Consider the following 12,012-nt stretch of genomic DNA (forward strand, 5'->3'; position numbering starts at 1 on the left):
TCGCCAGACAACGACGCGGCGAAAACGGGGGGTTTCATGAGTGCGGTTGCAGATACTCACACCCAGGAGCATCACCACGGTCCGGCCCGGGGCTTCACCCGGTGGCTGCTGACTACCAATCACAAGGACATCGGGACCATGTACCTGGTGTTCAGTTTCACCATGTTCCTGTTGGGCGGAAGCATGGCGATGGTCATCCGGGCCGAGCTGTTCCAGCCGGGGCTCCAGATCGTGCAGCCCGAATTCTTCAACCAGATGACCACCATGCACGGTCTGATCATGGTGTTCGGGGCGGTCATGCCGGCGTTCGTGGGGCTGGCCAACTGGATGATTCCGATGATGATCGGGGCGCCGGATATGGCTTTGCCACGGATGAACAACTGGAGTTTCTGGCTGCTGCCCTGTGCGTTCCTGATCCTGGTGTCGACCCTGTTCATGAAAGGCGGTGCCCCCAACTTCGGCTGGACTTTCTACGCGCCGCTGTCCACCACCTATGGTCCACCGAGCACCACCTTCTTCATTTTTGCCATTCACATAATGGGCATTTCCTCCATCATGGGTGCGATCAACGTGATCGCCACCATCCTGAACCTGCGGGCGCCGGGCATGACCCTGATGAAGATGCCGCTGTTCGTGTGGACCTGGCTGATCACCGCCTTCCTGCTGATCGCCGTCATGCCGGTTCTGGCCGGGGTGGTCACCATGATGCTCATGGACATCAACTTCGGCACCAGCTTCTTTGATGCGTCCGGCGGCGGCGACCCGGTGCTGTTCCAGCATGTGTTCTGGTTCTTCGGACACCCGGAGGTCTACATCATGATCCTGCCGGCATTCGGCGCGGTGTCCCATATCATTCCGGCCTTCTCCCGCAAACCGCTGTTCGGGTACGCATCGATGGTTTATGCGGTGGGCGCCATCGCCCTGCTGTCCTTCGTGGTCTGGGCGCACCACATGTTCACCGTTGGCATTCCCATCGCAGGCCAACTGTTCTTCATGTACGCGACCATGCTGATCGCGGTGCCGACCGGCGTGAAGGTGTTCAACTGGGTGGCGACCATGTTCCGTGGGTCCCTCAGCTTCGAGACGCCGATGCTGTTTGCGGTGGCGTTCGTGATCCTGTTCACCATCGGCGGTTTTTCCGGATTGATGCTGGCCATTGCCCCCTCTGACTTCCAGTACCACGACACCTATTTCGTGGTGGCCCATTTCCACTATGTCCTGGTGCCCGGTGCCATCTTCGGGATTTTCGCCTCGGCCTACTTCTGGCTGCCCAAGTGGACCGGACACATGTACGACGAAACCCTGGGCAAGACCCATTTCTGGCTGTCGTTCATTGGTATGAACCTGGCGTTTTTCCCGATGCACTTCCTCGGGCTGGCGGGCATGCCGAGGCGGATTCCGGATTACGCATTGCAGTTCGCGGATTTCAACATGGTGTCGAGTATCGGCGCGTTCACGTTCGGGGCCACCCAGCTTCTGTTCCTGTTCATCGTGATCAAATGCATCCGGGGCGGGAAAGAGGCCCCGGCGAAGCCCTGGGAAGGCGCCGAGGGACTTGAGTGGACACTTCCGTCACCGGCGCCCTATCACACCTTCGAAACGCCGCCGGAGGTGAAATAGTCTGGCCGGCGGCCAGGGAACAGGAAACATCAACAACGGCTGAGCCATCGGAGATTGTCATGGCGACGAACCAGACCTACTACGTTCCGGAGCAGAGCAAGTGGCCGATCATCGCAACGGTGGGCCTGGGGCTGACCCTGTTTGGATTGGCCTCCATTCTTGTCAACGGCAGCCAGGGTGAGAGCACGACGATTCCGTGGACCCTGTTTTTCCTGGGCGCCCTGATCATGGCCTACATGCTGTTTGGCTGGTTCGGGAATGTCATCCGGGAGAGCCGGGCCGGGCTCTACAGCCCGCAGATGGACCGGACCTTCCGCTGGGGCATGAGCTGGTTCATTTTCTCCGAGGTGATGTTCTTTGCCGCGTTCTTCGGCGCACTCTTCTACGTGCGGACGTTCGCGGTGCCCTGGCTGGGTGGCGAGGGCGACCGGGGGTCTTCGGCCATGCTGTGGGATGGTTTCCAGGCGACCTGGCCACTGACCCAGAATCCCGACCCGTCTGCCTACCCTGGGCCAAAAGAGGTTATTGGCGCCTGGGGACTGCCGCTGATCAACACCATTCTCCTGGTCAGCTCCTCCTTCACAGTGACTGTCGCCCATCACGGCCTGAAGGCCGGCAACCGTCAGAAGGTGAAACTGTGGCTGGCGGCCACCATTGTCCTGGGGCTGTCCTTCCTGACCCTGCAGGCGTTCGAATACCACCATGCCTATGCGGAGCTGGATCTGACGCTCAGTTCCGGGATCTACGGCAGCACCTTTTTCATGCTGACCGGCTTCCACGGCGCCCATGTGACCCTGGGCTGTCTGATGCTGATCATCATGCTGGTGCGCATATTCAAGGGGCATTTCAGTGCCGACAACCATTTTGGCTTCGAGGCCGCGTCCTGGTACTGGCACTTTGTGGACGTGGTCTGGCTGGGGCTTTTCGTGTTCGTTTACATCCTCTGACCGCGTGTCAGGGCGTCGGATTCATCGTCAGGCTGCCCTGCCACAAGGCAATCAGGATAATCACCAGGAGCAGTATGCTGAGCAGGACACGTATCGCCAGGGAGTTAACCACACGTCGGGTTTTGCCGCCGTCCCTGATCAGAAAGAAAAGGCCACTGAACAGGCTGACGACGACGGCGAGCAACAGGATAACGATCACGGCTTTGAGCATGGTCACTCCGGGTATTGTTGGAGGGTGGAGTTTGCCGGACCCGCAGGTTATCGGTACCGATGGAACCACTATAGCAGAGCATGTCTGATTCGCGGGTGACGGGACGGGTCTGGCGGCCGGACTGGCGATTACTGGTGTTCTCGGGATTGCTTCTGCCGTTGCTCATTGGCCTGGGTATCTGGCAGCTGGACCGGGCGGGGCAGAAGGAGGCCTTGCTGGCGCGCTGGCAGCGGCAGGCCGAAACCCGGCCCTGGGCGGCGCTGATGGCATCGAATCCGGCGTCGGAGCAGCCGGTTCGCGTGACCGGACATTACGGCAGCCACAGCTGGCTGCTGGACAACCGGACCCGGGATGGCCGGCCGGGGTACGAGGTGATCACGGTGTTTATGCCGCTGGAAGGGCCGAGGGTACTGGTCAACCGGGGCTGGGTTCCGGCTCTGGAACGACGATCGCAGCTGCCGGCCATCCAAACGCCTCACGGTCTGGTTACCCTGTCCGGCCGGCTTGGCGATTATCCCGTGCCGCCGGTTCTGGGGGAGGCGTCCGGCGAGGGTGATGGGTGGCCCCGACGGGTACAGGCATTGCCGGAAGACCGCGCCAGCGAGGTGGCCGGGCCGTTGGCCGGCATGATCATCCGGCTGGATGACCAGCCACAGCCCGGGGCTTATCGGGCGGACTGGGCGCCGGACCTGATGGGGCCAGGCACCCATTACGGCTACGCCGCCCAATGGTTCACGATGGCATTTGTTCTGGTTGTGCTGACCGTCGTGGCAAGCTTTCGCAAGACAGGAGCCGATAATGACAATGACAACGGCTGATCGGATTCCCCAAGGAGACCGGGCCACGGGCCCGACACCCGCCCAGGTGCGTCGCGGCCGCCGAACCGCCTATCTGCTGTTCGCACTGGGCTTCGGACCCATGATTCTGGCTACGGTGATGTATTACACCGGCTGGCTCAATCCTGCGAGCCATACCAATAATGGCCGGCTCATCCAGCCGGCGGTGCCGGTGTCGTCACTGCACCTGCAGACCGATTCCGGTGAGCCCCTGTCGAAACGGTTCGGACCAACGGTCGCGGAGCCCCAATGGTTGCTGATCGTGGTGGCAGACGAGTGCGGTTCCGAGTGCCAGTCGCTTCTGTACCGGACGCGTCAGGTCAACATCGCACTTGGCAAGAACGCCAACCGGGTTTCCAGAGCCGCGGCGCTCGGTACCATTCCGCCGGCGTTGGCCGACAACTGGAACGCGGAGTATCGGTTGATGGAGCGCCTGTCACCGGCGGAGGGAACCACACCGCAATGGCCCGATGGGGTGAACCCGTCCAGGGCTCCGGGCATTCTGTTGGTGGACCCTTTCGGAAACCTGATGATGCACTACGACATCGGGAATACCGGCAAAGGCATGCTCGAGGATCTCAAGCACCTGCTGAAGCTGTCCAAGATCGGTTGATTCGGGGAGGCGCACGCCATGAATCTGTCCCACCCAACGGAATCCGTGTCACGCCGGGCCTATCGCACCATGGCTATCTGGGCGACTGCTGCCGCCACCCTGGCACTGATGGTGATCATGCTCGGTGCCTGGACGCGACTGGTGCATGCCGGTCTGGGTTGTCCGGACTGGCCGGGGTGTTACGGGTTCCTGACGGTGCCCCAGAGCGACCATTCCATCGCGCTGGCCAATGCCCGCTTTCCCGACACGCCGGTGATCGTCGAAAAGGGCTGGCCGGAAATGATCCACCGATACGCGGCCGGAACGCTGGGCCTCATGGTGTTCGGCCTGGCGGGCTGGGCTATCCGTCATCGCAAGGCGGGTGTTCCGGTTGCACTGCCCTCGTTTATTGCGGCCTTTATCGTGCTTCAGGCTGCTTTTGGAATGTGGACCGTAACCCTCAAACTCTGGCCCCAGGTGGTCACCCTACATCTGCTCGGGGGGTTTACCACCCTCAGCCTCCTGACACTGCTCAGCTTCCGTCTCTGGCGCCGGGCCAGGGGTACGCCCAGACCGCCCGCGACGCCCGCCCTCAGTGGTTTCCGGCCCTGGCTATATGGTGGTGTCCTGCTGGTTGTGCTGCAGATTGCGCTGGGCGCCTGGACGGCGGCCAACTATGCCGCGGTTGCCTGTGTGGACCTGCCCACCTGCCAGGGCGAATGGTGGCCGGAGGATATGGATTTCCGGCATGGCTTTGACGTGACCCAGCACGTTGGCCCGAACTACCTGGGAGGGCAGCTCCTCGCCAACGGCCGCACCGCCATTCATATGACTCATCGGGTGGGCGCGCTGGTCGTGGTTGGCTATTTCGCCCTCCTGCTCAGTGCGCTCTGGAGACGGCGCGGCCAGAGCGGCCTCGACCGCTCGATCCTGCTGGTGGCCGGCGTTCTGGTCGCCCAGGTGACGCTGGGTATGGCCAACGTGCTGCTGCATATTCCGCTGCCGGTTGCTGTGGCGCACAACGCGCTGGGCGCCGGTCTCCTGCTGTCGACCATTCACCTTGCCTGGCGGCATCATCGCCTGCCTGAGCAACCCCGGGTCCGGGCACCCGGGCCCGCCATCATCAACCGGGGAGCAACGGTATGAGCGAATCTGTGAAAACACTGCCAGCCCCATCCCCCGTGGAGGCCGCTGGCCAAACCCTCTCCTGGCGCGATTTCCTGGAACTGACCAAGCCCAGGGTCGTTGCCCTGATGATCCTGACGTCGGTGATCGGCATGTTGCTGGCCATGCCGGGCGTCCCGGACTGGACCGTGCTGGTTCTGGGTAACCTGGGCATTGCACTGCTGGCAGGCGCGGCCGCCGTGGTCAACCACGTGGTGGACCAGAAAGTGGATACGGTCATGGCCCGGACTCGGAAACGTCCGGTGGCCACCGGACGGATCGCCCCGGTCGACGCCATGATCTTCGCGGCGACCCTGGCGGCTGTCGGCATGCTGGTGTTGATGGTGTGGATCAACCATCTCACCGCCTGGCTGACGCTGGCGTCCCTGGTCGGGTATGCCGGCGTGTACACCCTGTTCCTGAAACGGGCGACGCCCCAGAACATCGTGATCGGCGGACTGGCCGGCGCCATGCCGCCGTTATTGGGCTGGACCGCAGTGACCGGCCAGATCGAGGGACATGCCCTGTTGCTGGTCCTGATCATCTTTGCGTGGACGCCACCGCATTTCTGGGCCCTCGCCATTCACCGCAAGGAAGAATACGCCAAGGCTGGCATTCCGATGCTGCCTGTCACCCATGGCAACTCCTACACCGAACTGCACATCCTGCTCTACGCCCTGATGTTGCTGGCCGTGAGCCTGCTACCTTTTGTCACGGGTATGTCCGGCGGCATCTACCTCATCGGGGCGCTGGTCCTCGGTTTACGCTTTGTCTACTACGCCATCCGGTTGCTGAAAGGCGACGATCGCCGGGTGGCCCTCAACACCTTCAAATATTCCATCACTTACCTGATGACGCTGTTTGTGGTAATTCTTGTGGATCACTTTGTGTTTTTCTGACGAATAAACCTATTTTGCCGGGCGGGGGTGGGGAGTGTTTCTGCCGGGAAAAAGATGTCTGAGCGAAGCGAGTTATTTTTCCCAGAAGAAACATTTCCCACCCCCGGCCCCGAACTCTGCTGTTGGAGCCTGAATGAATCGCTCTGTTCGCATCACCGTGGTTGCACTGGTGTTGGTCGTATTGCTTGTTTTTGGATTGGTCATTGCCCGCCAGGCATTGTTTGTGGACAAGGAGCCAATACCGGCGCCGGATCTGGCCGAGCTGAACACGTTTGTCTACGATCAGGGCCGACCGCTGGCGCCCTTCTCGCTCACCGACGAGACGGGTAAGACCGTCACGCGAGATGACCTCAAAGGGCACTGGACCTTTGCCTTCGTGGGTTACACCAATTGCCCGGACATCTGCCCGGTGGCGATGACCAACCTCCGGCAGATGGATCAGCTGTTGCCGAAGACCCTGCCGCAACCGGATTACCTGTTGATCAGCGCCGACCCGGAGCATGACACGCCAGAAAAGCTCGACACCTATATGGGCTTCTTTGGCGAACACTTCCATGGCCTGACCGGTGACCTCGATACCACCCGTGCCCTGGCCAAGAGCCTGAATGCGGTGTTCGTGCACCGGCAGGAGAACGGACAGCTTCAGGTGGACCACAGCGGGCATTTCGCGCTTATCAATCCCGATGGTGAGCTGCAGGCGGTCATCCAGCCCCCGCACAAGCCCCGGCAGCTGGCCGAGGCCTTCGAACGGATCTACCAGTGGGCCCGGGCCAATCGGGAGCGGGCGGGCTCTTGATGACAGCCCAGACCTCCACACCACCCAAAGAACTCGTTACCGTCCTGGCCGCCGGCGCGGTGGTCCTGCTCGTGGTCCACGGTCTCGGGCGGTTTATCTATACCCCGCTGCTGCCGTACCTGGTGGACGATGGCCAGTTCAGCGCCGCCAACGGGGCTGCCGTCGCCACCTGGAACTACCTCGGTTACCTGATGGGCGCGATGCTGGCGATTCGCTGGTACCGCATTAACCAGATTCGCACCCTGCTGCCGGTTGCGCTGGCGATGCATGTCATTACCACCCTGGCGATCACCCAGACCGACAACCTGACCCTGATTTCGGTCAGCCGCTGGCTCAATGGCATTGCCAACGGCATGGTGTTCGTGCACGCGCCGGCGCTGATTCTCGAATGGCTGGTGCTGCGAAACCGGGCGTCGAAAAGTGGCCTGGTGTACATCGGCGTTGGTCTGGGCCTGCTGCTATCCAGCGGGCTTGTGACCGGAAGTGCAAACCTCCTGGAAGGCGCAGGGCGCTGGTGGCCCGCCGCCCTGCTGTCGATACCCCTGGCCTGGTGGGGGGCCCTCAAACTGATCCGGCTGGATGTGCCCGAAGTCCATCGTGACACCACCGGAAAACCGACGACCACCCGGCTGCTCGATCGCGCCAGCGTTCCCCTGTTCCTGTCCTACGCCGGCGCCGGCCTGGGCTACATTCTTCCCATGACCTTCCTGCCTTTGCTCGCGAAACTTGAACTGCCGGCGGGGCACTGGCTGCTGGACGGTACCTGGCTGATCGTGGCCCTGTGTACCATTCCGGCGCCGTGGATATGGAATCGATTGGGCGCGAAAATTGGCGATTTGTCGGCATTGAAGCTGAATTTCCTGATCCAGCTCCTTGGCGTGCTCGCTGCGGTTATCCTGCCAGGCGGCACCGGACTGGTTCTGTGCGCGCTTCTGGTGGGCAACACCTTTCTCGGCACGGTCCTGCTGACCCAGCGCATTGGGCGAGCCCTGCATCCCCATCAGGGGCCCCGGCTGTCGGCCGCCATGGTGGCGCTTTACGGCTTTACCCAGATGGTCGGTCCCTGGCTGACCAAGCAGTGGCTGGACGGTGGCGGAACCCTGGTGTCGGCCTTCGGTATCGGCGTGGCGGCGCTGGCGTTCGGGCTGGTGTTCGTGTTCTTCGTGCCGCGGCCGGAGGATTGGCATGCTTCTAACTCTGGCGCTGGTTCGTAAGACTGGCAGTTTGGGGGGATTGATCGGGGTGGTGGGGGTATTTTCCCTTGGAAATGGAACTCGCTTCGCTCAGACATCCATTTCTGGCGGGAAAATACCCCCACCACCCCGCTCTAGCTGACAACGGTGATGTCGTTGACGAAATGATGAAAAAAATCGGTAAATAAAAAAGAGCAAAGGGTTCGAGGTTTTTCCCCTGGCTTCCCCGCAGCATCTGTATCGGTCCAACCCAATTCAGACCATGGTAAGCTCTCGCGTTAACTGAAAACCTGGGCGGGTGTGGGGGTGCAGTTGGATTTGGACCGGAGAAAGATGTCTGAGCGCAGCGAGTTCTTTCCCGGCCCAAATCCAAGTGCGCCCCCGCGCCACCCCCAATCCTCTCAGTCTTAACCCAGACCAAAACAAGCCAAACGAAACCTCATGCTCCCAATCGACCACATCCTCCCGGATCTGAAGCGCACACTGGAACAGACCACCACGGCCCTGCTCCAGGCGCCGCCGGGTGCGGGTAAAACCACCCGGGTGCCGCTGGCGTTGCTGGATGCGCCCTGGCGGGAGGACCGCAGGATTCTGATGCTGGAGCCCCGGCGCCTGGCCGCCCGGTCCGCTGCCCGGTTCATGGCGAAGCAGTTAGGTGAGAAACCGGGGCAAACGGTGGGCTATCGGACGCGGCTGGATACCCGGGTGTCGGCGTCCACCCGCATCGAGGTGGTGACCGAAGGCATTCTGACCCGGCTGATCCAGAACGACCCCATGCTGGAGGACTATGCGGCGGTGCTGTTCGATGAGTTTCATGAACGGTCGCTGCAGGCGGACCTGGGTCTGGCGTTGGTGCGGGAGTCGCAGCAGGCGTTGCGGGAGGATCTGCGGTTGCTGGTGATGTCGGCGACGCTGGATACCGCGCCCATTGCCCGGGTGCTGGGGGATGTGCCGGTGATCACCAGTGAAGGCCGGATGTTTCCGGTGGAGGTGTTTTATCGGCCGGCGCCCCCCCGGGACCGTAATGCTCGACTGGAGGACCGGGTGGTGGCCGTGGTGTCTGAAGCACTGGAACAGCAGAGTGGTTCGTTGCTGGTGTTCCTGCCCGGTGCCGGGGAAATCCGGCGGGTGGAACGTCGGCTACGGGATGCGTTGCCAGCAGGGGCAACGGTGGCGCCGCTGTATGGCAACCTGAAAGCCGAGGAGCAGGATCGGGCGATTTCGCCGGCGCCTGAGGGGCAGCGCAAGGTGGTGCTTGCCACGGCGATTGCGGAGACCAGTCTGACCATTGAAGGCGTCCGGGTGGTGATCGACAGCGGTCAGCAGCGCCGGGCGGTGTTCGATGCCAATAGTGGCATGACGCGCCTGGTCACCGGTCGTGTTTCAAAAGCCTCGGCGGAGCAGCGCAAGGGCCGGGCTGGCCGGGTGGAGCCGGGGGTGTGCTACCGGCTTTGGAGCGAGTCCGAGCAGTTCGGGCTGGCGGAGTTTACGCCGCCGGAGATTCAGGAGGCGGATCTGGCTCCTCTCGTGCTGGAGCTTGCCCAGTGGGGTGCGCGGGAGCCGGAACAGGTGGCCTGGGTGGATGCGCCGCCGCAGGCCCACTGGAATCAGGCGGTCGCCCTTCTTCGTTGGCTCGACATGCTGGATGACGAGGGTGCCGTTACCGAACACGGCAAGGCCGCACGGGAGCTGGGCATTCATCCGCGACTGGCCCATATGGTCTTGCGGGGACGTCGTCTGGGGATGGCCGTTCCGGCGGCGGAACTGGCAGCGCTGCTGGAAGAACGGGATCTGCTGGGACCGGCCGCGGGTGCCGATCTGCACGAACGCCTTCGGGTTTTGCGGGGGCAGTCCGGAGGCGTCCGGGTGGATCCCAGCCGGCTGAAAGCCATTCGCCAGTCGGTCAGGCGCCTGGTGGGCGATGACCGACAAACGGATGAGTTGCCAACCGATGCCCAGGTCGGACGTTTGCTGGCGCTCGCTTACCCGGACCGGATTGGCCGCCGTCGACCGGGCGCTGCACCCCGATATCAGCTCAGTAATGGCAAGGGTGCCGTGCTTCGGGACGAGGATGCGCTGGCCCGCCACGAGTGGCTGGTGGCCGCGGATCTGGATGGTCATGCCCGGGAATCCAGGATCTATCTGGCGGCACCCGTGGATCTTCCGGATCTGGAGGAGGATCTTGGCGGCCATATCCATGAACTCGAGGACGCACTCTGGGACGATGCCCGGGGGACGGTGGTCGCGCGGCGGGTCCGGAAGCTCGGCGAACTGGTGTTGGAGGAAAAAGAACTGGGGAAGCCGGCCCCGGAGCTGATCCAGCAGGGTCTGGTGAACGCGGTGCGACGAAAGGGGCTGGCCAGTCTGCCATGGAGCGACGCCAGCCGGCAGTGGTGTGCCCGGGTAAAACTGCTTTCGAGAACCTTTCCCGGAGACTGGCCCGACGTTGACGACGAAGCCCTGCTTGCGACCCTGGAGACGTGGCTTTCCCCGTTCCTGGTGGGCATGCGGCGCTGGGCCGACCTGGCAAGACTGAATCTGCTGCCGGCGCTCAACAGCCTGCTGGATTACCGGCAACAGCAGAAGCTGGATGAGTTGGCACCGGGCGCCCTGACGATACCGACAGGCCAGAAGGTGTCGCTGGACTATACCGCTGACAACGGCCCGGTCCTCGCTGCCAAGCTTCAGGCCCTGTTCGGATGGACGGCAACGCCCCGGGTGGCCGGTGGCCAGGTTCCCGTGGTGATTCACCTGTTGTCGCCGGCGCAACGGCCATTGGCGGTGACCGCGGACCTGGCCAGTTTCTGGCGCAATGCCTACCCGGAGGTCCGCAAGGACATGCGGGGTCGCTACCCCAAGCATCCGTGGCCGGAAGACCCGTTCACGGCCGAGCCCCAGCAGGGAACAAAGAAACGCCCTGCTCGCTGATCCGGCCCGAGACCAGTGATTCCGGGACGGTTTCGAAGTAGATATTGCGGGGGGTAATGCACGACCCTTCCGGAGCCTGAAGTTCCTCGCCCGGCATTTCTTCCAGGGTCACGGTCCTGCTGGTTTCCGGGCTGTCCCGGAAGCTGTCGGCCAGCACCCAGAAAGGGACTCCCCGTTCCCGGGCGGCCAGGGCCAGCAGTCGGGTGCCGGCCTTGTTGATGAAGTGGTGGTCGGCGAGCCAGCAGTCGCAGCCGGTGATCACCAGATCTGCCCGACCCACGAACAGCGCCATCTGGGCGTCGGTAATCAGGGTTACCGGAACAGCGAGTTCATCCAGCTCACGGGCCAGCCCGTGCCCTTCCTGGCCCGGACTGCTCTGGGTACAGATGACCGACACCGGTCGCTTCTCCCTGGCCAGTCGCCGGAACAGGGCCAGTACCACCGAGCTGGCGCTGTGGGTCATGATGACCGCCCCATCGGGAATCTTCGCGAGGGCATGGTCGAGAATTCCGTTGGTGGCCTGTTCAAGCTGCTGCAGAACACTGCGTACTGCTTCGCCCGGCCGTTCAGGCTGCGCCCGCAACCGGGTCTCCACTTTCCCGATGGCATTGCCGATGACTACCATGCTGGGCCGGGCATGTTTCAGCGCGGTCAGCAGAGCCTCATTTTCCGGGATAGAGGGACCGACCTTGTCCAGATAGTCCGCCAGGTCCCGTAGGGTTCTCAGGGCCAGCTTTGTGGCTCCCGACTGATGATCGTTTTTCAGCGCCGATAGCAGCGCTTCTGCCTGCGCATCCATGGCCGTGTTCCGGAAGGGTTTGTGTCA

General features: G+C 62.7%; 11 protein-coding genes. 9 read left to right on the top strand and 2 right to left on the bottom strand.

The genetic code is table 11. The features are described 5' to 3' along the window. Positions 1–36 precede the first annotated feature (36 nt). Together ctaD and MSNKSG1_RS14900 are read left to right on the top strand one after the other, a co-directional pair. A complete protein-coding gene (gene ctaD / locus MSNKSG1_RS14895; RefSeq protein WP_008940117.1) occupies positions 37–1,620 on the top strand; it encodes a cytochrome c oxidase subunit I in 1,584 nt (527 codons plus the stop codon). A gap of 59 nt (positions 1,621–1,679) precedes the next feature. Continuing rightward, positions 1,680–2,567 carry a cytochrome c oxidase subunit 3 gene (locus tag MSNKSG1_RS14900; protein WP_008940118.1) on the top strand — a complete coding sequence of 296 codons (888 nt, stop codon included), beginning with the start codon at positions 1,680–1,682 and terminating at the stop codon, positions 2,565–2,567. Positions 2,568–2,574: 7 nt separating this feature from the next. Here MSNKSG1_RS14900 and MSNKSG1_RS14905 read toward each other — a convergent pair whose 3' ends face one another. Next, on the bottom strand, positions 2,575–2,778 hold the full coding sequence (locus MSNKSG1_RS14905) for a twin transmembrane helix small protein (protein ID WP_008940119.1): 204 nt from the start codon (positions 2,776–2,778) through the stop codon (positions 2,575–2,577). Positions 2,779–2,858: 80 nt separating this feature from the next. On the opposite strand from MSNKSG1_RS14905, the gene MSNKSG1_RS14910 reads away from it, so the two are divergent. The 7 genes from MSNKSG1_RS14910 to hrpB all read left to right on the top strand — a co-directional run bounded on the left by MSNKSG1_RS14910 (position 2,859) and on the right by hrpB (position 11,186). Beyond that, complete coding sequence (locus tag MSNKSG1_RS14910; RefSeq protein WP_008940120.1) at positions 2,859–3,596, top strand: SURF1 family protein; 738 nt, start codon at positions 2,859–2,861, stop codon at positions 3,594–3,596. Then, a complete protein-coding gene (locus tag MSNKSG1_RS14915; protein ID WP_201764960.1) occupies positions 3,577–4,227 on the top strand; it encodes a hypothetical protein in 651 nt (216 codons plus the stop codon). Before MSNKSG1_RS14910 ends, MSNKSG1_RS14915 begins: the two co-directional genes overlap by 20 nt. A gap of 18 nt (positions 4,228–4,245) precedes the next feature. Next, complete coding sequence (locus MSNKSG1_RS14920; RefSeq protein ID WP_008940122.1) at positions 4,246–5,352, top strand: COX15/CtaA family protein; 1,107 nt, start codon at positions 4,246–4,248, stop codon at positions 5,350–5,352. Continuing rightward, complete coding sequence (cyoE, locus tag MSNKSG1_RS14925; protein WP_008940123.1) at positions 5,349–6,269, top strand: heme o synthase; 921 nt, start codon at positions 5,349–5,351, stop codon at positions 6,267–6,269. The genes MSNKSG1_RS14920 and cyoE overlap by 4 nt, the downstream gene beginning before the upstream one ends. Positions 6,270–6,402: 133 nt before the next feature. After that, positions 6,403–7,065 carry an SCO family protein gene (locus MSNKSG1_RS14930; protein ID WP_008940124.1) on the top strand — a complete coding sequence of 221 codons (663 nt, stop codon included), beginning with the start codon at positions 6,403–6,405 and terminating at the stop codon, positions 7,063–7,065. After that, positions 7,065–8,279 (top strand): YbfB/YjiJ family MFS transporter, encoded by a 1,215-nt coding sequence (locus MSNKSG1_RS14935; protein WP_008940125.1) that lies wholly within the window; start codon positions 7,065–7,067, stop codon positions 8,277–8,279. The genes MSNKSG1_RS14930 and MSNKSG1_RS14935 overlap by 1 nt, the downstream gene beginning before the upstream one ends. 420 nt (positions 8,280–8,699) lie before the next feature. Beyond that, positions 8,700–11,186: an ATP-dependent helicase HrpB gene (gene hrpB / locus MSNKSG1_RS14940; protein ID WP_008940126.1), complete on the top strand. Its 2,487-nt coding sequence runs from the start codon at positions 8,700–8,702 to the stop codon at positions 11,184–11,186. Here the strand turns inward: hrpB and MSNKSG1_RS14945 are convergent. After that, positions 11,140–11,985, bottom strand: a complete 846-nt coding sequence (locus MSNKSG1_RS14945; protein ID WP_008940127.1) for a translation initiation factor eIF-2B — start codon at positions 11,983–11,985, stop codon at positions 11,140–11,142. The two genes, hrpB and MSNKSG1_RS14945, sit on opposite strands and share 47 nt — an antisense overlap. Positions 11,986–12,012 lie beyond the last annotated feature (27 nt).

This window comes from Marinobacter santoriniensis NKSG1 (assembly GCF_000347775.1).
Classification (GTDB): Bacteria; Pseudomonadota; Gammaproteobacteria; order Pseudomonadales; family Oleiphilaceae; genus Marinobacter; species Marinobacter santoriniensis.

Bases quoted from the DNA above. Each gene is read 5' to 3' on its own strand.
- ctaD (WP_008940117.1), top strand. From the start codon at position 37: ATGAGTGCGGTTGCAGATACTCACACCCAGGAGCATCACCACGGTCCG.
- MSNKSG1_RS14900 (WP_008940118.1), top strand. From the start codon at position 1,680: ATGGCGACGAACCAGACCTACTACGTTCCGGAGCAGAGCAAGTGGCCG.
- MSNKSG1_RS14905 (WP_008940119.1), bottom strand. From the start codon at position 2,778: ATGCTCAAAGCCGTGATCGTTATCCTGTTGCTCGCCGTCGTCGTCAGC.
- MSNKSG1_RS14910 (WP_008940120.1), top strand. From the start codon at position 2,859: ATGTCTGATTCGCGGGTGACGGGACGGGTCTGGCGGCCGGACTGGCGA.
- MSNKSG1_RS14915 (WP_201764960.1), top strand. From the start codon at position 3,577: ATGACAATGACAACGGCTGATCGGATTCCCCAAGGAGACCGGGCCACG.
- MSNKSG1_RS14920 (WP_008940122.1), top strand. From the start codon at position 4,246: ATGAATCTGTCCCACCCAACGGAATCCGTGTCACGCCGGGCCTATCGC.
- cyoE (WP_008940123.1), top strand. From the start codon at position 5,349: ATGAGCGAATCTGTGAAAACACTGCCAGCCCCATCCCCCGTGGAGGCC.
- MSNKSG1_RS14930 (WP_008940124.1), top strand. From the start codon at position 6,403: ATGAATCGCTCTGTTCGCATCACCGTGGTTGCACTGGTGTTGGTCGTA.
- MSNKSG1_RS14935 (WP_008940125.1), top strand. From the start codon at position 7,065: ATGACAGCCCAGACCTCCACACCACCCAAAGAACTCGTTACCGTCCTG.
- hrpB (WP_008940126.1), top strand. From the start codon at position 8,700: ATGCTCCCAATCGACCACATCCTCCCGGATCTGAAGCGCACACTGGAA.
- MSNKSG1_RS14945 (WP_008940127.1), bottom strand. From the start codon at position 11,985: ATGGATGCGCAGGCAGAAGCGCTGCTATCGGCGCTGAAAAACGATCAT.